Annotated in this window: 17 protein-coding genes and 1 riboswitch; of the genes, 7 read left to right on the top strand and 10 right to left on the bottom strand. The window is 38.8% G+C overall.

Annotation, left to right across the window (positions count from 1 at the left end; genetic code table 11):
* Window positions 1–150: 150 nt before the first annotated feature.
* Both OXT66_RS02200 and OXT66_RS02195 read right to left on the bottom strand, forming a co-directional pair.
* On the bottom strand, window positions 151–678 hold the full coding sequence (locus tag OXT66_RS02200) for a DUF1836 domain-containing protein (RefSeq protein ID WP_268595457.1): 528 nt from the start codon (window positions 676–678) through the stop codon (window positions 151–153).
* 67 nt (window positions 679–745) lie between these two features.
* On the bottom strand, window positions 746–3,094 hold the full coding sequence (locus OXT66_RS02195; RefSeq protein ID WP_268595456.1) for an HAD-IC family P-type ATPase: 2,349 nt from the start codon (window positions 3,092–3,094) through the stop codon (window positions 746–748).
* 146 nt (window positions 3,095–3,240) lie between these two features.
* Here OXT66_RS02195 and OXT66_RS02190 point away from each other — a divergent pair, with 146 nt between their 5' ends.
* A complete protein-coding gene (locus tag OXT66_RS02190) occupies window positions 3,241–4,083 on the top strand; it encodes an aldo/keto reductase (RefSeq protein WP_268595455.1) in 843 nt (280 codons plus the stop codon).
* A 78-nt stretch (window positions 4,084–4,161) separates the two neighbouring features.
* Here OXT66_RS02190 and OXT66_RS02185 read toward each other — a convergent pair whose 3' ends face one another.
* Complete coding sequence (locus tag OXT66_RS02185) at window positions 4,162–4,584, bottom strand: Hsp20/alpha crystallin family protein (protein ID WP_268595454.1); 423 nt, start codon at window positions 4,582–4,584, stop codon at window positions 4,162–4,164.
* A 231-nt stretch (window positions 4,585–4,815) separates the two neighbouring features.
* On the opposite strand from OXT66_RS02185, the gene OXT66_RS02180 reads away from it, so the two are divergent.
* The 3 genes from OXT66_RS02180 (at window position 4,816) to nrdI (ending at window position 9,893) form a co-directional block, all read left to right on the top strand.
* Window positions 4,816–6,192, top strand: a complete 1,377-nt coding sequence (locus OXT66_RS02180; RefSeq protein WP_268595453.1) for a hemolysin family protein — start codon at window positions 4,816–4,818, stop codon at window positions 6,190–6,192.
* Between the two features lie 95 nt (window positions 6,193–6,287).
* Window positions 6,288–9,362 (top strand): YfhO family protein, encoded by a 3,075-nt coding sequence (locus tag OXT66_RS02175; RefSeq protein WP_268595452.1) that lies wholly within the window; start codon window positions 6,288–6,290, stop codon window positions 9,360–9,362.
* Between the two features lie 63 nt (window positions 9,363–9,425).
* Complete coding sequence (gene nrdI, locus OXT66_RS02170; RefSeq protein ID WP_268595451.1) at window positions 9,426–9,893, top strand: class Ib ribonucleoside-diphosphate reductase assembly flavoprotein NrdI; 468 nt, start codon at window positions 9,426–9,428, stop codon at window positions 9,891–9,893.
* 49 nt (window positions 9,894–9,942) lie between these two features.
* Here nrdI and OXT66_RS02165 read toward each other — a convergent pair whose 3' ends face one another.
* Window positions 9,943–11,112 carry an MDR family MFS transporter gene (locus OXT66_RS02165; RefSeq protein WP_268595450.1) on the bottom strand — a complete coding sequence of 390 codons (1,170 nt, stop codon included), beginning with the start codon at window positions 11,110–11,112 and terminating at the stop codon, window positions 9,943–9,945.
* A gap of 154 nt (window positions 11,113–11,266) precedes the next feature.
* Window positions 11,267–12,016 (bottom strand): Ig-like domain-containing protein, encoded by a 750-nt coding sequence (locus OXT66_RS02160; RefSeq protein ID WP_268595449.1) that lies wholly within the window; start codon window positions 12,014–12,016, stop codon window positions 11,267–11,269.
* A gap of 243 nt (window positions 12,017–12,259) precedes the next feature.
* Between OXT66_RS02160 and zwf the strand changes: the two genes are divergently transcribed.
* Both zwf and gndA read left to right on the top strand, forming a co-directional pair.
* Entirely contained in the window at window positions 12,260–13,729 is a 1,470-nt protein-coding gene (zwf, locus tag OXT66_RS02155; protein WP_268595448.1) for a glucose-6-phosphate dehydrogenase, read from the top strand.
* A 202-nt stretch (window positions 13,730–13,931) separates the two neighbouring features.
* Entirely contained in the window at window positions 13,932–15,359 is a 1,428-nt protein-coding gene (gene gndA, locus OXT66_RS02150; RefSeq protein ID WP_268595447.1) for an NADP-dependent phosphogluconate dehydrogenase, read from the top strand.
* Window positions 15,360–15,404: 45 nt separating this feature from the next.
* Here gndA and OXT66_RS02145 read toward each other — a convergent pair whose 3' ends face one another.
* From OXT66_RS02145 to xylA, 4 genes are all read right to left on the bottom strand, one after another.
* Window positions 15,405–15,626, bottom strand: coding sequence for a hypothetical protein (locus OXT66_RS02145; protein ID WP_268595446.1), 222 nt, complete (start codon window positions 15,624–15,626; stop codon window positions 15,405–15,407).
* A 75-nt stretch (window positions 15,627–15,701) separates the two neighbouring features.
* A complete protein-coding gene (locus OXT66_RS02140) occupies window positions 15,702–16,046 on the bottom strand; it encodes a hypothetical protein (protein WP_268595445.1) in 345 nt (114 codons plus the stop codon).
* A gap of 138 nt (window positions 16,047–16,184) precedes the next feature.
* Window positions 16,185–16,350: riboswitch (M-box (ykoK) riboswitch) on the top strand.
* Window positions 16,351–17,003: 653 nt separating this feature from the next.
* A complete protein-coding gene (gene xylB / locus OXT66_RS02135; RefSeq protein ID WP_268595444.1) occupies window positions 17,004–18,515 on the bottom strand; it encodes a xylulokinase in 1,512 nt (503 codons plus the stop codon).
* Between the two features lie 72 nt (window positions 18,516–18,587).
* On the bottom strand, window positions 18,588–19,937 hold the full coding sequence (xylA, locus tag OXT66_RS02130; protein WP_268595443.1) for a xylose isomerase: 1,350 nt from the start codon (window positions 19,935–19,937) through the stop codon (window positions 18,588–18,590).
* A 299-nt stretch (window positions 19,938–20,236) separates the two neighbouring features.
* On the opposite strand from xylA, the gene OXT66_RS02125 reads away from it, so the two are divergent.
* The gene (locus tag OXT66_RS02125) at window positions 20,237–21,613 is read left to right on the top strand and encodes a sugar porter family MFS transporter (protein ID WP_268595442.1); all 1,377 of its coding nucleotides are present in this window, start codon (window positions 20,237–20,239) and stop codon (window positions 21,611–21,613) included.
* Between the two features lie 66 nt (window positions 21,614–21,679).
* On the opposite strand, the gene OXT66_RS02120 is transcribed toward OXT66_RS02125, so the two are convergent.
* Window positions 21,680–22,840 carry an ROK family protein gene (locus tag OXT66_RS02120; protein WP_268595441.1) on the bottom strand — a complete coding sequence of 387 codons (1,161 nt, stop codon included), beginning with the start codon at window positions 22,838–22,840 and terminating at the stop codon, window positions 21,680–21,682.
* Between the last annotated feature and the right edge of the window lie 255 nt (window positions 22,841–23,095).

Raw genomic sequence — 23,095 nt, 5'->3', positions numbered from 1 at the left:
TCAAAAAATGTAAACAGTAATTGCTCAATATTTTACAAATAAATTTAAAAAGAGCTAAACGCTGTTATATCAACGTTTAGCTCTTTTTATTAACTCTATAATTAAGTTATACTTTATGAAAACGATTCCATTACCTTAACGTGAACGATTTCACTTATCATGAACTTTAGGCAATGGCTTAGTAATTATCTCTAACAACTTTTGAGATTCTAGCCGGTCAATAATTGCATTGACGGCTACCTGGAGTAATTTATCATTCAAATTAGTTTCTGCCAGTGCCTGAGTGTTTCGTTGGTTAATGTTTTTCAACGAAAAGGTCAACCGCTTAATAAAGCTGTCATAGGCTTGTTGTGGATAAATTTTGGCAGTTACTTGATCCATCCCTCGCCGAATCGTTTCCAACGAAAAGGTGGGTTTTAACAAACTAATCAAAATAATATCGGCAATTTGCATTGTTTGATACTTCTTCTTGACCGGAGCCATGATAGCCTTTTTCTTAACGTAATTATTAATCATCGCTGGCGTAATGGGATCAATTTCTAGCGGTCCTAACAAACCATTAATCAAAGCAGTCACTTGATCCATGTAGAGTTCGAACTTGGGCAACTCATCCCACAGTGGCAATTCAACCGCTTTAATTTTAGCTTCCCATGCTTGGTAACGTTCTTTTTCTGACATTTTGAGTGCCTCCTTTTTCTATCACCTAGTATACCATACCAGATGACGGGCATTCAAAAACGACATTTTAAACCGCATCCTTAAATCTCTTACTTCGATTCAAATAGCCTACAATTACTCCCTGAACCGCAACATAGACTGGATAAACGGTCAAGATAAGCGGAACAGCAAACAACCAGATAGCCGGATTGAAGAAGGAAACTAGTGAGAATAACGAATTAAAGAAGATGATAATAGTACCAAAGACAATTAAAACTCCCAAGTCTAATATGATTTTTAACCGGTTTAGCGGACGCGACACCATCACTAATGACAGCCAACAAATCGTTCCAGTCAACAACACACACAGCGTCGAAGTAAAGCGATAATCCAAATGGAAAGTAAATCCTAGCACTTCAATCACCATGATGTAACTAACTACTAGCAGTGCTGCTGGTAACGAAATTTTAAGCACCTGCTTCAAAAATTGATTGGTAATTTTACTAAAGTTAGGTTGTAAGGCCAACACAAATGATGGAAAACCAACCATCAAAGAAGTAATTGGCGTTAATTGAATGGGTTCAAATGGATATCCAGTTGTCATAAAAATAAAGATAAACGACAAGGCCACTGAATACATCGTTTTAATCAAGTACATCGAAGCTACTTGTTCGATGTTATTAATGACCCGCCGGCCCTCGTTTAATACTCCGACCATCGAATTGAAATCCGAATCAATTAAGACAAAATCCGCAATACTTTTGGTACTTTCGCTTCCAGAAGCCATTGCGATTCCACAGTCAGCTTGCCGGAGTGCTAATAAATCATTTACCCCATCACCAGTCATTGCCACAGTATGTTTGTCATCTTGCATGGCTTTAATCAACCGTTGCTTTTGATCTGGAGTCACCCGGCCAAAGACCGTTTCACTTAAAGCTGCTTCAGCCAGTTGTTCATCTGGAACTTTACTCATATCCACAAAATTTTGGGCGTCTTCAATCCCCGCATTGCGCGCAATCGTGGAGGCAGTAGTCGGATCATCTCCCGAAATCACCTTGATTTTCACGCCTTGTTTTCTGAAAAAGGCAAAGGTACTAACGGCATTAGGTCGAATCACATCGGTAATTAAGACTAAGCCCCATAACTCTGGAGCTACCACCCGATCACCATCGATGCCACTAGCCGTCGCCACAGCCAAAACCCGAAAGCCTTGTTTGGCATAATCATCAATAGTGGTTTGAACATCAGCAGCCAAGTTGGCATCCTTAAAAATAAATTGGGGTGCTCCTAATACAACTGTGGTCCCATCAGACAGCGTCACCGCACTCCACTTACGGGCTGAAGAAAACGGATGAGTTGCTGTCGGTTGCACATTAGGATCAGCAATCCCCGCTTTGATAGCTCGAGCAGTTTCGTTTTCGTCACCAGTGCCATAAGCTACCTGAGCTACTAATTTGGTAACGGCCGCATCTGATTTAGAATTCAACGGTACAATCTTATCTAGTCGCAGATCACCACTAGTAATCGTTCCCGTTTTGTCTAAACAGATCGTGTCCACCCGCGCTAAAGTTTCAATCGCCGGTAAATCCCGGACCAACACTCGTTTGCGGGCCAAATTAGCCGCTGAAACTGCCAAAGTCACCGAAGTTAACAGCACTAATCCTTCCGGAATCATCCCGGTCATCGCTGCCACCGTTCCTAAAATAGCTCGATTGACGTCGTTACTACTAATCATTTTAGAAATAAATAACGCAATCCCTAACGGAATGATGACGTAGGTCAACGTTTTAATAATTTTGTTAATGGTGGCTAATAAAATGCTATTAGTATCACTACCACTACGAGCTTCTTCTGCCAAATGATTCACAAAAGTGTCCTTACCTACCTTGGTAGCCTTCATCTGTGCTGAACCACTTTCCACGTATGTGGCGGAAATAATAGGATCGCCCACCGCTTTGGTGATTGTTTTGGCTTCTCCCGTAATCTGAGACTCATTAACCTCCAAGTGTTGACTAGTTAAAATCACCCCGTCTACTGGTACCTGGTCTCCGCGTTCCAGTAAAATCACATCATCTAACACTAGCTCTTCTGGCATCACTTGTTGAACCGTACCATCCCGAACAACTTGGACTTTGCCCTCCGCTAGAATGGCCATTTTATCAATCTGGCGTTTAGATCTAATTTCTTGAATAATGCCAATCGCAGTATTGAAGAAAACAATTCCTAAGAACAGTAAGTTTTTATAGCTACCGGTATAAAGCACAAATAGCCCTAACACAACGTTAATTAAGTTAAACAACGTAACAATGTTAGTCTGAAAAATCTCTTTGATACTATGCGTCAACGGTGCCGGAGAAGTATTTTGATTTCCCTTGGCGATTTGTTGGGCTACTTGTTCGCTAGTCAGCCCGGTTATTTTTTCTACTTGTTTTGCCATTGTCAGCACCTCACTTTACCTAATTGTACAAAATTTGGTGCCAAAAACCTATTTATTGACCCCGATCGCAAGAAAAGCTTTAGCACTTTAATTCAAGGATGTTAATTATGTTAAAATAAAGCCATTACAACTAACGGAGGTTCACCATGGAAGCGGATAATTTATTAACCTTAGCAGACGAAAATAAAATGCCCCAAGTGGGGTTTGGAACCTATTTGATCAATAAACAAGACGAAATGGATACTGCTGTCCAAACTGCCTTTGAAGCTGGCTATCGCTTGTTTGATACGGCTCAAATGTATCGAAATGAACAGGTCTTAGCAGCAGCCTTAAACCATAATGGCATTGCTCGTCAGGATGTTTTTATTACCGATAAGGTGGCTAATGAAAATCAAGGTTACGAATTAACCGTGGCCAGCGTGGACTTTTCTTTGGAACAACTAGGTACCGATTATATCGACTTAATGTTAGTCCATTGGCCCATCAACACCAAGTTCTTTGATACTTGGCGGGCATTAGAAGACGTCAAAAAAGCCGGTAAAGTCAAGTCTATTGGAGTAAGTAACTATAACCGCGCCATGTTAGAATTACTCAAAACTCAAGCTACTGAAATGCCAGTCGTTAACCAAATTGAAAACCACCCTTACCTGACTTCTCAAGGGTTAGTAGATTACGATCAGGCAGAAGAAATTATCACTCAAGCTTGGAGTCCTCTTGGTCGTGGTGCCGTGTTGGACAACCCAATGATCCAAAAAATGGCTGACCACCACAACCGAAGTGTTGCCCAAATTATTTTACGGTGGCAAGTTCAACGCGGACTATCTATGATTTCTAAGTCTGTTAATCCAGCTAGAATTAAAGAAAATCTGCAAATCTTTGACTTTGAACTAAGTGCCGATGAAATGTCGATGCTAGATATTCTTAATCGCAACGAACGAACCGGTAACGATCCAGAAGAAGTTTACGAATTGGGACATCAATATAGATAACTAAAAAAGATCGAACTAGCTAGATTCTGCACAGAGAATTACTAATTCGATCTTTTTAATTTTTAACTCAAAATTTATTTAATCAATTTCAATATGGTGTGCGCCAGTAGCTTCTGGATCCTTCTTAGGTAACGTAATGGTTAAGACCCCACCATCATAGCTAGCTTTGATCATTTCAGCATTCACGCTAGGTAGATAAAATGACCGGGCAACGTTTTGGTTAGAGCGTTCATGCCGAATTACCCGACCATCATCATTGTGGACTTCAGATTCGGATTCGTGTTGGGCCTTAATAGTTAAGTTGTCGTCTTGATAACTAATATGAATTCCCTTCTTCTTGAAACCGGGAAGCTCAGCACTAACCACAAAGTTATTATCGTTTTCGACGATATCCACATCAAAACTACCATTATTAACTGAACCTAAAAATGCTTTGCCAAAGTTACTAAAAAAGTCGTCTTGCGGATCAAAAATTCCAAAATTACGATTGTTATTTGTCATAGTCTAATCTCCCTTCAAAATCGTGATGCAGAGCTATTTCTAATCACTCTTCACCAGCTTTTTACTCTTCTAGAATACCACCACATTAATAAAAGATTAAGAAAAACGACTTGAACGATAATATCGCTTTTAAAAACTTGGTTGGTCAGCGTATAATAGGGAGTAGTTTGGTATTTATACCAAACAATTTAATTCTAAGGGAATTTTTTATACCAGAAATGAGGAATAAAATTGGCTGACAGTCAGATATTTATCAATTTGACTATTATCATTATCACCTTCATCGCGGCAGCTTTCTTTGTTGCCAGTGAATTTGCTTTGGTGCAATCTCGATTAAGTGCTTTAGAAGAGCGCCGAAAAGAGACGAAGGGAAATAGCAAAAAAATTGACCGTGAAATCAAAATGGTCACGAACCTAAACGAATACCTCTCAACCACTCAAGTGGGGGTATCACTTGCCGGAATCATCTTAGGGTGGTTAGGTGAATCGTTTGTCGTTACTATTTTGGTGGATATTATGGAAATCCATAATTCACCAATCAACCCCACTACGGCTCATGCCATCGGTGCGGTAGTCGGAATTATTATTTTGACTTACTTAGAAGTGGTGTTGACAGAAATTGTTCCTAAAAATATTAGTATCGACATGCCACTTAAAGTCTTAGATATTGTTTCCACACCATTACACTACTTCCACATTTTGTTTTACCCATTTGTTTGGTTGTTGAATACCTCAGCCAGTGGGATCGTCAAAATGATGGGGATTAAGGTAGCAGATGAAAATGACGAGGCTTTTTCTCAAGCTGAAATCTTGAATCTATCTCGCAACGCCGTTAAATCTGGCGAACTAGAACAAAACGATTACTTATACATGCGTCGGGCTTTTGAGCTAAACGATAAGGTTGCCAAAGACATTATGATCGACCGGACTCAATTAGTGGTTATTGACATTACCACTACGGTTAAGGAAGCCGTCCAAATTTACTTGCAAGAAAAATTCAGTCGCCTTCCCGTCGTTGCCGATAACGATAAGGATAAGATCTTAGGTTACGTTTACAGTTATGACTTAATTCGGCAATCCCAAGTGGATTCATCAATCCGCGTGGATCGCTTACTTAGAAACATTTCTACCACCCCAGAATTAACCCCGATCGCCGATGTTTTACATCAAATGATTCAAAAACGAAACCCAATTGTGGTAGTAGTGGACGAATACGGTGGAACTTCTGGAATTATCACTGATAAAGACATTTATGAAGAACTTTTCGGAACCGTTCGTGATGAAATCGATCCCGCCTTTACGGAATACGTCTTCAAGCAACCAAACGGTACCTATCAAGTCAATGGACGAATTACCACCCATGATTTTGAGCGTTACTTTAACCGCGACGTTCCGGAATTTGAAGATTCCGACTCAGTTACAATGGCCGGCTACTTCTTAGACAACTACCCTGACCTAAAACGGGGAGACATCATTTCTTTAGATCACTTTGAATTTAAAATTGTAGATTACGAAAATTCCTTTATCAATTGGTTTGAAGTTACCATTAACGAACCTACTAAATCTGATCCATCATCAGTTGATGAAGAATTCGATTCTGAATTTTAAATACGAATAATCAAGAGTAAATCTTATGCTGGGGCTTGCTCCAGCATTTTTTATTAATACAGAATTCATTAGGTTTTTACCTGGAGGAACCCATTTTGAAAAACATATTCAAAAAAACCCCGCTGATAATCCCATATACCATTGCTTTTGCTTTACTGGCTGGAACTATGTTTGTTTGTCTAGCGATGGCAGATAAATCTTTCGTTTGGTTTAAAGACGGGATGGCACAACATTTTCCCATCCTAACCCAACTTCGTTCAATGTTAGAACACTTCATTAGTAATCCTAGCGCTGGTTTTACCCATTGGGATTGGTCATTAGGCTTAGGGGCCGACCAATTAACTAATTTTTCGTACTATGTAATTGGAGATCTTTTTAACTACTTAATTATCTTCTTCCCTAAAAATAGCATCGAGTTTGCTTACGGTGCTTTGATTTTATTACGTCTTTACTGTATTGGATTGGCGTTTCTGTTATACACCACCAGTTACAAATTTAGTAAACCTAGCAAATTAATTGGTACATTATCTTATACCTTTGCCGGCTTTGTTTTATATTCCAGCCTACATCACCCCTTCTTTTTATTACCAATGATCTTCTTTCCACTATTGGCCTACGGAATTGATCGAATCGTTAATAACCATTCATTCTTACCGTTTTCATTAGCGGTCTTTTTGGTAATTCTTGGGAATTTCTACTTTGCATGGATGCTAGCCATTGCTACTGGTATTTATGCGCTAATCCGCATTGGTAGTTGCTTTAAACAAGATCAATTCAAGTTGTGGCGTTCCGTAGGACGTATGTTTGCTGGCGGAATTTTAGGTGCCTTAATGGGCCTATTAGTATTCCTGCCAACTGTTTTGTTTGCACTAAAATCTACTCGAATTTCTGGAAAATTTGCAAGTGGATTACTATTTTATACACCACAATATTACCTAGGAATCCCTAATAGTATCTTAAATATCGGATCATTAAATTTCTGGTTAATTATCGGAGTTAGTTCTATTTCATTCTTAGGAGTTGTGTATTCCTTTAAGCATTTCCGGGAACATTTATGGTTAAACATTGGTAACTTAATCGTTTTAATTGGAATTTTAATCCCAGCTGTAGGTGCTATTTTCAATGGTCTATCAGCTCCCTCTAATCGGTGGGCATTATTAGGAGTATTAGGGTTTAGTTTTGCTGCAATGATTTTAGTTGATAATGTCAATACTCTCTCTGGCAGTGATATCGCAACCTTTTTAGTAACTTCTATCCTACTCATCTTTTTAGTTTGGTTAGGTCACGGTGGCATTTTAAATCTTCAACACCATGAGTACATTTCTTACGGTCTTTTGTTATTGACCCTTATTGTAATTATGATGTCTATCATGTTTGGTTGGAGTAAAACTACCAGTGGCATTGTGATAGGAGTATTAGTTACATTTAATCTCTTTACCAATATCTTAGGCACATATAGTTTAAACAGTGGTTCAGCAGTTAGTTCTCAATTAAATAAGGGATTAGCTCAACAGTACAGCAATAATTACTATAATGGTGCCAACAAGTATGTAGCTAAACAAACTGGATTTTTCAGAACCGCACTTATGAATCACTATCTACCGGGTTCTGTGTCTAACTTTACAAATACTAATACAAATATAGGAATGAACAGCGGAGTTAATGATGAATCCTCCTACCTTACCCTCCAAAATGGTTATATAGGTGATTTTTCAACTGCAATTGCAAATAGTCAGTTTTCCTTTAATACTCCTTTAGCTGAAAATGATTATCGAACTGCAGCTAATAACCTACTTGGAGTTAAATATTTCTATGTAAAAGCAAACAAATTAGATGATGCTGTTCCCTACGGTTATCAACCAGTTAAAGATGCAGATGGTAAAATTAAAACTTTCCAAGCCAAATCTATTAAAAACTATTCACATTATGTTGATAACCCATACAACACTGTTTTGGTGAAAACAAATAATGCATTACCTCTTATCTACACCCAAAATCAAACTATCTCTGATAATGTCTTTAATAAGATGGACGGTTTAGATCGGGAACGAGCTATGACTCAAGGAGCCCAGGTTTCAGAACCCAAAAATCAAACTGCTGAATTAAAATACAAATCACCAAAAAAGAATATCAAGTATAGCGTTCAAGTAAACACAAATAGAGTAATTGACTCTCAGCAACAATTAGCAGCTTCTCGTTTAGGCCTTTTAGGGAAAAATTCTCAAACAATTGAAAAAGCATTAGATGGTAATCATGCTCAATTAAATTTAGATAGTAATTCTACTAAAACTGATAAACTAATTAGCCAAAATAAATTGCTGATTCAACAAAACAAACGCCAAAATGCTAATAGTTTAAAAGAAATGATATCTGATAGCAACGGACATCAGCTAAAGTATACATTGAATGTGAATAATCCTAATCAAACTAAAAACGCCGAACTTTACTTAGTATTAGATGGTATTTCTATTGACGATAATACAGTTCAAGATAAAAATAATATCGATACTAACAACCATATTCTCAACAACACCAACTATTCTAAAATGGCACAAATTACAGATCAGCGAAATAACTTCTTATATCCCAATTATGCAGCTTATAATTTAACGGCCAAAACCTTTAACAACAATACCGGTTTTTCTCAATACCCATATACTAGTCTCTCAAATTACCAACCTATTAAATCAGTCACTCTCAATCTAGGTTATTCCAATAAGACACGTCGAAAAGTCGATCTTAACTTTACCGCCGTTAAGGGTCTAAAATTCAAGAGTGCTAAACTAATAGCTATGCCATTTAACAAACAATATGATACTCAAATGCAAAAACTGAAAAAGACGGGCTTAACTAACTTAAACGTAGATCAAAATACGGTTACTGGAACTGCCAATAATCAAAAGAGTGGCATCATGGTTAGTTCCATTCCTTATTCCACTGGTTGGCAACTCACCATTGATGGCCAAAAAGCCAGCACCTTTGTAGTTAACAAAGGCTTCGTTGGCGCTCGTATGCCTGCTGGAAAACATCAAATTAAATTAACCTACACGACCCCGGGATTACAGATTGGTAAAATTGCCACCATCATTGCTTGGATCATCTTTGGCGGACTAGTAATTTTACGCTTAGTTCTTAGAATTAGACGGCCGAAAAAGTCAGACAACTTTTAACCTTAATTACAAAAAGTATGCTAACATGAAATAAAATGTCTGCCGCTAAAAGGAGGAGCCACTTTGGAACCAATTAGATTACTCTATATTTCTATAGAAGGAAATACCCGCTCATTTGCGGATAAATTACAAAATTACGCCAATGGGATGCATGATCAAAATAGTTCTTTCCCTCAGGTAGAGCTTAAAGAAATTTCAGATCAATCTGATTTTGAAAATGAAACCATCCCCTACTTCATCTCCGTACCGACCTACTTAACTGGCGGTAACGGAATTGATTCTGGCGTAACGGAGTTAATGACTAACAGTTTTGGCGAGTATCTCGCTTACGGTGATAACGCCAAATACTGTTGGGGAGTTATTGGAAGTGGCAATCGCAACTTTAACGAACAATACTGTCTAACGGCCCGTCGCTATGCTGAAGCATTCGATGCTCCATTCATTGCGGACTTCGAATTACGCGGTACCGGTCGGGATGTTGAACGAATTTATCAAATTTTAATTGCAGAAACTAATAAACATTCTAAGTAAAATAAAAACAAGCTAATATCTTTTGATATTAGCTTGTTTTTATTATTAACTAATGGCTTAGTTGCTTGGTGTTTCGCCGATTTTTAATCATTAGTAATACCAAGAAAATCATTATCAAGGCCGCACTACTAGTAAAGAGTACTTGATAAGTAGAATGTTGAAGCAAAAGGCCACCGTAAACTGGACCGATCGCCCGCCCGGCAGAAACAAAGACGTTGAACATCCCTTGATAAGTTCCCCGTTGTTCCGGCGTAGATAAAGTATCAATCCAGGCTGGAATTCCCGGAAAGCCAATAATTTCACCTAAGGTGGTAGTAATCATCACAATTACGAACGCTGAATACTCTTTGGCAAAACTCAGTGCCAAAAACGAGAGGCCAAATAATGCTACGCCGACATAAGTTTGCGAACTCAATTTGAAATGACTGCCAACCCGGTTAGCAATTGGTTGCAAGGTAACAATCATGAGACCATTTAAAGTCCATAAGAGACTATACTTTTCAAACGAAATTCCTAAACTAGTCATATGAACGGAAAGGACACTTTCCCATAAAGCGTAGGCCATATATAAAGTTAGGACTACAAAACAAATCAAAAGGACTAAACTGTTTAACTTACCCTTTACGTGACCCGTATTCTTCTTTTCACCAGCCGTTCGTTCAAATTTAACGTTGAAATCCACAATGGTGATAAACAATAAAATTAAATAAAAAACGGCAGCAACCGTAAAGACCACGGTTACTCCTTTAGCCAGCAAGAAACCAACTAACAAAGTCCCGATCACTACCCCCAGGTTGGTCCCCATGTATAAAATGTTAAACACCGTTCTAGTCGAACGACTCTTAATAGTTGCCGAATACGAATTTAATAACGTCAAGCAAGCCCCGTCACCAAATCCAACGAACATTAACATAATTCCAAAAACTGGCCAATCATGGGCAAAAATTAAGGTAACAATTCCGATCGTAGACATTAACACACTAATAATCGCCGTTTTATATGGCGACCACCGATCAAATAATAAGCCCCCCACGTAGTTTCCTAACACCATAAACATTGACATTAAAAACAGCGTGACTCCAGCTAAAGTTAACGATTTATGTAGATAATTATGCATATACACCGTTACCAGCGGCCATAAGAAAGCCGAGCCAGCATTCAAAAGTAGCGAATAGATTAACACCGAGCTAAAGCGAATTTCAGTCCGTTGCTTTATCACTTTTTATCAAACCTTCTTTCTGATTATTCTCCTGTTCTTATTGTCGCATACTTTAAGCAACAAATCAGGGAGAAGTAAGTTTTAACCAAAACAAAAAATAAGAACTGACTCTTTTAAAAGAGCCAGTTCTCATTTTTGATTAGTTCAACTTAAATTACTTCAAGTTAAAGTAGTAAGTTGCGGCTGGACGACCAGCAATACTTTGTTTAGTAACTTTTTCGTTACTGTTAACTAAGTAGAAACGTTTGTTGCTACTGAAGTGAATGTAGAACTTCTTAGTAGTCTTGCTACCCTTTGCCTTGTAGCTAATTTGCCAGAATTGTGGTGAGTTAGCTTTAACATTATATGATGCGTAACGGACAACGTTCTTCACTTTTTTACCATTCTTGTAGAGGTAAGAGTTGAAACCTTTAGATTGGCTAAATGAATATACCAAGTTGTAGCCGTTGTGGCTGTTTGATTTCCAAGTTCCAGTAGGAGTAGCAATGTTTACGTTACTGGTTTTGTTGCTTGATGCAGAAGATGAGTCGGTTTTTGAAGTGTTAGATGTGTTAGCTGCTTTTGCTTGAACCGTAACGATCCGGTAGAAGTAAGAAGTAGATGAACGACGAGCATAAACATAAAGTTTTTGGTTAGTCTTAACAGCTGACTTTAATTTAACAGTATATTTTCCGGTAGTTTTGGAAGCAGTCGACTTAGCAAGCGTTTTGCCAGCTGAGCCTCTACCAGTCCGAACAACAATCCCGACTCCTTTAGTTGCCTTTCCAGTAACCGTTTTTGAATTGTTTACCACTGGATTAACACTAAGTGAAGGTGATGCAGTTTTAGCGCTGGCAGCAGTAGTACCAACGAAAAGAGCAACAGCCAAAGCGGCAATAAATGATGCAAGTTTGAATTTCTTCATTCTAAATGACTCCTTCGTCAAAATTTTTTTCAAAGCTAATTATAACTACCTTGTTAGCATATTTCATTATATTTTACTAAACTCCTTGGTTCTTTATAGATTTCTTAACAATCCGTTCGACTTTGAATAATTAAAGTTCACCCTTTTGTTAAACCGCTTTCTGGTATATAATATTTTCTGAATGGTATAGACATATATATGCCGCTCTACTTAGTTAATAATGATGAGATAGGAGTGAACGATTTGCCAAAAGAAAGACGCGCATTAATCATGTTATTTGGAGGAACTGGGGACCTTGCTACCCGTAAGTTATACCCAGCCTTATTTAACCTTTACGAAAAAGGGAGTTTACAAGATCACTTTGCAGTTATCGGTACTGCTCGTAACAAAATTAACGACGCTGAATTCCAAGAACTTGTAGCTAAATCAGTTGCTAAAGAAAGTGATGATAAAAAGTTAATTGCTGACTTTGCTAGTCATTTTTATTATGAAGCTCACGACGTTACGGATGTTAAGCATTACTCCGTACTACGTGAAAAGGCTGATGAATTAGACAAGAAGTATGACTTAAAGGGAAACCGGGTATTTTACATTTCCATGGCCCCTAACTTCTTTGGTACCGTAGCTAAAAACCTTAAAACTCAACACTTGCTAACTGAAAACGGTGAATTCAACCGATTAGTAATCGAAAAACCATTTGGTCGCGATTACGAATCAGCTAAGCAATTAAACGATGAATTAAGTGCTTCATTTAATGAAGACCAAATTTTCCGCATCGATCATTACCTTGGCAAAGAAATGATTCAAAACATCGAAGCTATTCGTTTCGGCAACACTATTTTCGAAGCCCTTTGGAACAATCGTTACATCGATAATATCCAAATCACCTTGGCTGAAGATTTAGGGGTAGAAGAACGAGCTGGTTATTACGATAATTCTGGGGCCCTTAGAGATATGGTGCAAAACCACATTATGCAAATTGTTAGTTTGCTAGCCATGGAACAACCAGTCGCCTTCAAGGATGTTGATATTCGTTCTGAAAAGGTCAAAGCTCTTCGCAGCCTTCGCGTTTATGACGTGGTCGAAGCTTCAGCTAACTTTGTTCGGGGCCAATATGATTCTAACGATGCTAACAAGAGTTATCGTGAAGAAGATGGTGTTCCTGACGATTCTAACACTGAAACTTTTGTGGCTGGTAAGTTATTATTTGATAACTACCGCTGGTCAGGTACCCCATTTTACATCCGGACCGGTAAGAAATTAGCTGGTAAATTTACCCGGGTGGACGTTGTCTTCAAAAAACCATTAGTAGATATTTTTGCCTTCCCACAAAGTGGTAGCACACCATTAAACGATAACGTTTTGACTATCTTCGTTGAACCTAACCAAGGCTTCTCATTACGCGTTAATGCTAAAAATAATGAACAAGGTTTCCATACAGAACCAGTTGACCTGGAATACATGGAAGACCAAAAGAACACTCCACAACCTTACGAACGTTTGATTCATGACGTTTTAAAGGGTGACGGAACCAACTTCTCTAGCTGGGCTGAAGTAGCTTCTGCTTGGAAGTTTGTTGATCAAATTCGCCGAGTTTGGGATATTCAACAACCTAACTTCCCTAACTACATCCCTGGTTCAATGGGTCCCGTAGCTGCAGATGAATTATTAGCTCGTGACCATCGCCAATGGGTTTACAAGATCAACCGTTAATTTAAATAACCAAAAGCCTTTAGTTGTAACAACTAATAGGCTTTTTTTATTTAACTATTTACTTTCTTAAAGTTAGTTGTAAAATTAATGTCACAGCGTTTTCAGAAATTTCAGCTGAAAATGAGTTTTTGTTTCACAATTAAATTGTGAAGTGTTACACTACTGATGTAACAAATTTTATAATTAAAAAGGATGGGATCTAATGGCTGATCAAAAAGCAAATATCGGCGTTGTTGGAATGGCCGTCATGGGTAAGAACCTTGCCCTAAACATCGAAAGTCGCGGTTATACAGTTGGTATTTACAACCGTAGTGCATCAAAAACTGAAGACGTAATGAAGGATCACAGTGAAAAGAAACTGGTACCTAGCTACTCAGTTGAAGACTTTGTGAACTCATTGGAAACTCCACGTCGGATCATCATGATGGTTAAGGCTGGTAAACCAACTGACGCTGTCATTGATGAATTACTTCCCCTTCTTGATAAAGGTGACGTTTTAATCGATGGTGGGAATACTAATTTCCACGATACAATGGAACGTAACGCTCGTTTAGATAAATCCGGAATTAACTTCATTGGTATGGGAGTTTCTGGTGGTGAACTTGGTGCCTTACAAGGACCATCCCTTATGCCTGGTGGTCAAAAGGAAGCTTATGATTTGGTAGCTCCTATCTTGAACCAAATCGCTGCTAAAGCTCCTGAAGACGGTGAAGCATGTGTTGCTTACATCGGCCCTAACGGTGCTGGCCATTACGTTAAGATGGTTCATAACGGTATCGAATATGGTGACGAAGAATTAATTGACGAAAGTTACAACATTTTACGTAACGTTGCTGGCTTATCCGTTCCAGAAATGGCTGATATTTTTGCTGACTGGAATGAAGGTGAATTAAACAGTTACTTGATCGAAATCACTGCTGATATCTTAACTCGTAAAGATGATTTAGGTACTGATAACCCAATCGTTGACATGATCTTAGATCGTGGTGCCAACAAGGGTACTGGTAAGTGGAGTTCACAAGACGCCCTTGAAATCGGTGTTGATCAATCAGTAATCACTGAATCAGTTTACGCTCGTTTCATTTCAATGATCAAAGAAGAACGGGTTAAGGCTTCTAAAGTCCTTCCTGCTCCTTCTGGAGAAGTTGAATTCAACCCAGATGAAATCGTTGAAAAAGTTCGTGAAGCCCTCTACTTCGGTAAAGTAATGAGTTATGCTCAAGGCTTTGCTCAATTAAAGGCTGCTTCTGAAGAATACGATTGGAACTTGAAGATGGGCGAACTTGCTAAGATTTGGCGTGCCGGTTGTATCATTCGGGCTCAATTCCTTCAAAACATTACTAATGCTTACGAAAAGAACCCAGAACTCGATAACTTATTGCTAGATCCATACTTCACCGATATCGCTGCTAAGTATCAAGATGCTGCTCGTGACGTAGTTATTTTAGCTACCAAAGCTGGTGTACCAGTACCATCACTTTCAGCTGCTGTTGCTTACTATGATTCATACCGGGCAGAAGTATTGCCACAAAACTTACTTCAAGCTCAACGGGATTACTTCGGTGCCCATACTTATGAACGGGTTGACCGCCCAGGTAACTTCCATTACCCATGGTATAAAGAACAATAATATTTCAAAACAAAAAGGACTGAATTATCAGTCCTTTTTTATTTGCTATTCATAATTAGTACCAGCTAACCGCCGCCAAGCTTGACGTCTTAACTCCCCTGGTAATTTACCTTGATCAGCTGCAGTTGCCATTAAATGAGTAGCTACTCTTTGAAATTCGAATCGGGGAACTCGAATTGCCATAACCGCTTGAGTATTTATTAGTTCCGCTACCCTGGCGGAAGTCGTTGCTACTTGAGGTTCAGTTAACTCAATTTTCTTTGCCATTTCGTTGCCCTCCGATCATTTAGGATTACTTAAATGATAGCAAGACCAACAATGAAATTCGAATTTAACGCCTAATTATTGTCCCTGTTCCAAATTAATTGCGTGTTCGTGATACCACTCATCCCAAGTTCCTACTGTCAGTTGTCCTTCGGTAGTATAGCCAGGATTAATTTGGGTTAGAATTTTGGTAAAGGCTGGTTGGTAGTCTTTTAATAATAACTTACGTAATTCTTCTGGTTGATAAGCCGAATTTTCCGCAATAAATTCGTTAATATCACTCATCCAGTAATCTACTGAGTACTGAGCAAATATTTCCAACGTATTATTTTGGTAGTGCTTGAGGTAGGCAACGATAAATTCTTTTACTGCGCTAATAGTCGCTGCTTCATCTAATTCTTGAATTGTGTTGTTTACTGCCATGGTTAACCTCCTAAAAGTATCTAATTCCATTATGACACTTTTTAGTGATTTGAAGCAGTTTATTTACCAAAAGATAATTTGATTCTTGAAAGTTGCTTTTTATTAATAAGCCTGTTAAACTAGTAATTGAAATGAATATGGATTAGCTGTTAGGTGAGGCTCCTATACGGAAAACGCTACTGCTCAGAAACGTCGAAAAACGCCAATGAGTCAGCTGTTCTTGTCAAAATAAGGCTTGAACTAACGTAGCTGTTATTTTATAACTACGCTGTATAGTGCTAAAACTCAACGATTGGCTGTAATTTTTGGTGTGCAGTCAATCAAACGGCTGGACGCTTTTTCATTTCATAAAAAATTTTCGGAGGTGAACGTTGATGACAGCTGAAGTCTATGACCCTGGATCGTCGTCTAAACATCAGTCTAGCATGGGAAAATCGGTTGGCATTAACGTCGCTGATTTATAATCACTAGAGAAGTTTCCCAATTGATTTTCCCATCAACATCAAATTGTTTTTTCAATTCTGTTTTAGCTAAGCTTCTTTTAAACGACTTTTATTAGTCGCTGCTCGCTAAAGAACGAAAAGTTTAATGTTTACTAAAACAAAGGGAAAGTCGTTTGGGATAACTTCTCGGTGGTTTCAGGTCCTCTAGGGCTGGCGCCTTGGGATCTGATCGAAAATCTCGATACGCTTCACTGGTCAGGGAACTGATTGGGGAGATTTTATTTCAACGCAATTCAACCGATAGCCGGGTAATCACGAGGGACATACCTCTAAGAAGTTACGGAAGTACTTCTTATATACTGACTGCCCATTATCGTTAATAAAATTATAAAAGACCTAACGTTCAAGCGTTAGGTCTTTTTTGTGTGGTGAAGTAGTCAAGATATGTTCTAAAACGGCTTCACCTCACTTATTTTCTTAGTGCTCAGAAATAAACCACGTTAGGCTTAGCACTCTAGCTTAGATTTTCTCTTCTAAAGTTTACCAACTCATGCGTAATTTCTTTCGTTTGGTTGTAAACCTTAGCATAGGTCTTGTGCAATTGTTTGTATTTTTCAACGTTTTCTGGATTTGGTACAAAAACGTTAGTATATTCCACAAATTTTTCAGTACATTCATGAATATCCTTAAACCAGCCCATACCAACGGCAGCCAACATTGCAGCTCCCATCCCAGGACCTTGTTCGTTCTTCAAGGAAACTACCTTAGTATTGAAAATATCGGCTTGAATTTGTTGCCACATAGCACTCTTAGCTCCGCCGCCAATTGCAACTACGGTATCAAATTTAGCACCCTTTTCACGGTAAATTTCCATAATGTCTTCAAATGAGAAGGTAATCCCTTCTAAGACGGCCCGGACAAAGTCACTCTTCTTGTGAATACCATCAATACCAATGAAGCTACCACGTACATCTGCATCCGCATATGGTGCCCGTTCTCCTACAATATAAGGAGCAAATAGTAACCCATTAGCTCCGACCGTAGAATCAGCCGCACTATTAACAAAGTCGTTAAAGTCTTCATCAGCCCCGAAGGTTTTCTTAAACCAGCTTAATGAGAAACCAGCTGCTAAAGTAACTCCCATTGAATAGTAAGAGTTAGGAACGGCATGGTCTTCAAACTGAAGAACCCCATTATAGTTAGTTCGAGCATCGTCTTCAAACTTCAAGATAACGCCAGAAGTACCAATACTAGACAAGACTTTGTTAGGCGTATCAATTCCGGCACCGACCGCCCCACAAGCGTTATCAGCCCCACCGCCAAACGTCTTAGTGGCGGTAGAAAGACCAGAAAATTCTGCGTATTCTGGAGTAATGTTGCCAGTATCTTCGATGGATTCCACTAATGGTGGGCACATTGTAACTGGAATTTGGAAGACGTCCAAGATTTCTTGGCTCCAATCAGCCTTTTCAATATCTAACATCACGGTCCCAGTCGCGTCAGAATAATCCATCGCTAATTTACCGGTCATCCGGTAACGCAAGTAGTCCTTTGGTAATAGCATGGTTTTAGCCTTGGCAAAAATTTCCGGTTCGTTTTCTTTCACCCAAAGTAACTTAGGCAAAGTGAATCCTTCTAATGGGCGGTTATGGGTAATATCAATGAATTTTTGCCCCATAGCCGCCATAATTTCTTCGCACTGCTTAGTAGAACGGGTATCGTTCCAAAGCATTGCTGGACGCAGTACCTTACCATTTTCATCTAGTAAAACTAAGCCGTGCATTTGGCCAGAGTAACTAATTCCTTCGATTTCATCGACGCCAATATGATCGTTTAAGATCAAACGGACAATCGAAACTGTCGTTGCGTAAACCCAATCTTCGGGATTTTGTTCAGCGTAACCTGGCTTTGGTTGTTTTAAATCATAGTCAACGCTTTCCTGCGCTGCAATTTTTCCTTCTGGAGTAACTGCAGAAACTTTCACGGCACTGGTACCTAAATCAACGCCAAGAACATATTGAGCCATAATTTCTTCCTCCTGACAGAAAAGGGATTGGCTCATAGCGAACCAATCACCTTTTTTGTTTGATTAACTATCTTAGTTGTTACCCAAAGTGTTAACGATGTAGTGGTTAATCGTATCTTTGATTTGTTCCAAGTGGTCTGAGTGAGTAGCAGCAATCAAGTCTGATTGTGGAATGTCAATTGCGTATTCTTCAAGTGACTTGAAGTCAGCCTTGCCGTTTTCGATATCAGCACCGATTCCTGAGTCAAATGATGAGTAACGCTTGGAAACGATGTCTTCAAGGTATCCATCGCTCTTAAGCTTGTCAGCTACCCGCAATCCAGCTGCAAAGCTATCCATACCGATGATGTGACCATAGAAGAGGTCTTCTGGTTCAAATGATGAACGACGTGGCTTAGAATCAAAGTTCAAACCACCTTTAGGTCCGATACTACCTGCTTCAAGCACTTCGTACATAACAGCAGTAGTTTCGTATAAGTTTGAAGGATATTCATCAATATCCCAACCAATCAACTTGTCACCTTCGTTGGCGTCCAATGAACCTAACATGTTAGCTTCACGGGCAGTCCGAACTTCGTGTTGGTAAGTGTGACCAGCCAAGTTAGCATGGTTACCTTCCAAGTTCAACTTGAAGTCTTTGTCCAAGTCGTAATCTTTCAAGAAGTTCATAGTAGTAGCAGCATCAAAGTCGTATTGGTGAGTCATTGGTTCTTTTGGTTTTGGTTCAAGTAACATTTGGCCATCGTAACCAATTTCGTTAGCGTAATCTTTAGCCATGTGGAAGAACTTAGCCAAGTGTTTTTGTTCACGCTTCATATCAGTGTTCCAAAGTGATTCGTAACCTTCACGACCACCCCAGAAGACGTAGTTTTGTGAACCAACTTGCTTAGCAATGTCCAAACTGTTCTTAAGTTGAGCAGCTGAGTAAGCAAAGATGTCAGCATATGGAGAACTTGCACCACCGGCAACGAAACGTGGGTTGGTAAACAAGCTTGAAGTGTTCCAAAGAACTTGCATGCCAGTTTCTTTTTGGTTAGCAACGATCTTATCAACTACTTTTTGCAAATTAGCGTTAGTTTCACGAAGAGTGTTACCTTCTGGAGCTAAGTCCCGATCGTGGAATGCGAAGAATTGAACGCCTAATTTTTGGTAGAATTCAAAAGCATAGTCTACTTTAGCCATTGCTAAGTCCATTGGGTCAGTGTACTTGTCATATGGACGTTGAGCAGTACCATCACCGAATGGATCAACTAAACGTTGGTCAAATGTGTGCCAGTAGGCAACTGAGAAACGCAACCAGTCTTTCATCTTCTTACCAGCAATAACTTCTTCTGGGTTGTAGTAGTGGAATCCTAAACCAGAATTAAGGTCTGAATTACCAACGTATTCAATCTTGTTAATACCTTTCCATAAATCACTCATGTTTGAATGCCTCCGAATATGTGTTTTGACTTTTTAGTTTGTTTACACAACCAACTTACAAAATTCAGTATAATTGTTCATCAAAGAAAATGCAAGCACTTTCAGGCAGTTTTTTCTAATTTTTTGCCTTCATTATAAGTAATTAGATTTAAACTTATTTGGATACTATAAAATAACGATCTTTTTGAAAGCGGTTGCCATTTTTAAATTTGTGGGATATACTAATAGCTGTTTAATAAGTTTATACAACCAACCAACTGACTTTATTTTGAACTTAGCAATTTTTTGAGGTGAAATTAATGCAAAATATTGATAATAGTGGGACTAAAACCCACCATGTTTCAGCCGCTTTTGTTTATTTCTTCGGCGCATTAGGCGGATTACTCTTCGGTTACGATACCGGGGTTATCTCAGGAGCCATCTTATTCATCGAAAAACAACTTAAATTAAACGCTTGGCAACAAGGTTGGGTTGTTTCTGCCGTACTATTAGGGGCCATCTTAGGGGCCGCTGTTATTGGACCAATGTCTGATAAGTACGGTCGTCGTAAATTAGTTCTTTTATCTTCAATTATTTTCTTCGTTGGGGCTTTAGGTTCTGCTTTCTCCCCTGAATTTTGGACTTTAATTATTTCTCGAATCATCTTAGGGATGGCCGTTGGGGCTGCTTCTGCTTTGATTCCTACTTACTTAGCTGAACTATCACCAGCTGACAAACGGGGTTCCATGTCTAGTTTGTTCCAATTGATGGTTATGACTGGGATCTTAATCGCCTACATCACTAACTACACCTTCTCAGGCATGTACACTGGTTGGCGTTGGATGCTTGGTTTTGCTGCTATTCCAGCTGCCTTGCTTTTCTTTGGAGCTTTGATCTTGCCAGAAAGTCCTCGTTTCTTAGTTAAACAAGGTAAAAATGAAGAAGCTAAGCACGTTTTAGCTACTATGAATAACAACAACATGACCGTTGTTAATGAAGAATTAACTGATATTAAGGCTCAAGCTCAAATCAAGAGTGGTGGCTGGAAAGAATTATTCAGTAAATTCGTTCACCCTGCCCTAGTAATTGGGGTTGGCCTTGCTATCTTCCAACAAGTAATGGGATGTAATACCGTGCTTTACTACGCCCCAACCATCTTTACTGACGTCGGTTTTGGAGTTTCTGCTGCTTTAATCGCCCACATCGGAATTGGGATCTTTAACGTGTTAGTTACTGCTGTAGCCGTAATGATCATGGATAAAATTGACCGTAAAAAGATGTTAATCGGTGGTGCCATCGGAATGGGAATTTCTCTTTTAATCATGAGTATTTCCATGCACTTCTCAGGTGGTAGTACTTTAGCCGCTTGGATCTGTGTATTAGCCCTTACTGTCTACATCGCTTTCTTCTCCGCAACTTGGGGACCAGTTATGTGGGTTATGATTGGTGAAGTTTTCCCACTTAACATTCGTGGTTTAGGTAACTCATTTGCCAGTGTTATTAACTGGTCTGCTAACATGGTAGTTTCATTAACCTTCCCACCACTATTGAACTTCTTTGGTACTGGTAGTCTCTTCATTGGTTACGCTGTTCTTTGTTTCGCTTCTATCTGGTTTGTTCATGCTAAAGTTTTCGAAACTCGGAACAAATCTTTGGAAGAAATCGAAGAAAAACTACGTCAAGAATCTGCCAACTAACATTTCCATCCTATCTCTTAATAAATAAAAACGACTAACTTTTCAGTTAGTCGTTTTTTTGTGCGTTTATTTAGTTAAATCGAAATGAAGGTCATAATCCATCATATCAAGCACTCTGTGAGTGATTAAAGAACATGAACCCAATAATGTAGCCATGTCGGCATCAGCTATCAAATAGACGTCAGGAATGCTGCTATCAATCGTTCTCATTTGCTCTCCAATAGCATTTAACATTTCTGGCATCTCTTCAATTAATGGTGAACTAATAAAGAAGGAATGAGTATCAAAAGTTTTAGCAATATTAAACATTAAGAAGGCAATAGTTTCCACAAATAGATCTAACCGTTTAATAACAATTGGATTGCTCTTCCGGTACAGATCCACTACGTCGTTTCTAAACAGTGGTTCACCGTACTCTTCACTAATTGCCGTAATAATCGCATCTTCTGAACAAATGGATTCTACCGTTTGATATTTACCGTCATGCATGGTCAATGTACGGCCCACTTCCCCCGCTTCACCGGTAGCTCCACGATAGATTGTATGGTTTAAAATGATTCCAGCCCCAATCCCTTTATGGATACTAATGGTAATCGAATTTTCGGTTGATTGTTCATCGTTAAAATCACGTTCGTATAAGGCGGCCATATTGGCTTCGTTATCAATGGTAATTTTAACATGTGGATACATTTTCCATAGTTCTTGTTTTAAGTCGATTCCGTCTAAGTCCAGGAAGGGAGAATACAAAATCTGTCCATCTTTAACAATTCCGTGATACGAAATAGAAATTCCCATCAAACCAATTTCATTTTCAATTTCTGGCAGAGTCGATTCAATTAAATCATGAATGACGTCCAAAATTTCATGAATATCACGTTGATAGATTCTAATTTCACCGATCTTAACAATTTCACCGTTTAAGTAATTAAACATGTAGTGGAGATTACGATAAGCAATATCCAGGCTGACCGTAACACCATGAGTTGCATTAATAGTTACCATTGTTGGTTTGCGGCCACCATTATTGGAAGCTTCACCATCGCCAACTTCTTTTATTAGTCCGGTTAACATTAGATCATTATAGATCGACGATACCGTTGACTTGTTAAGAGATAGGTCACGAGCTATTTGGGCTCGAGAAGTAGTTCCAGAATTAAAGATATTCTGCAAAATTAATTTACCGTTAGTTTGGCGTACTAGTTGTTTGCTGGTTAGTCCATCATCCATAGGATTATCCTTTCGAATTCGATTTAATGATTTAATTTTAAAACGTTTCAACTATATATAATATAACATTTTTAGACGTTGATTTGTTTGCTAAACCAACTTATTTACTATTTATTCACATTTTATAAGATAACATAGTCAGCGCGTTATTTGGTATTTATTACTTCTTTTAAGATACAAAAAAGGACCTCTATTTCTAGAGATCCTTTTAACAATTAGCGTGGCAACGTCCTACCCTCGCAGGGGGCGATCCCC

Origin of the sequence: Lentilactobacillus senioris, assembly GCF_026798195.1 — a bacterium.
Lineage (GTDB): Bacteria > Bacillota > Bacilli > Lactobacillales > Lactobacillaceae > Lentilactobacillus > Lentilactobacillus senioris_A.
Note: the sequence above shows the minus strand (reverse complement) of the source record. Positions and strands in the feature narration are given on the sequence as shown.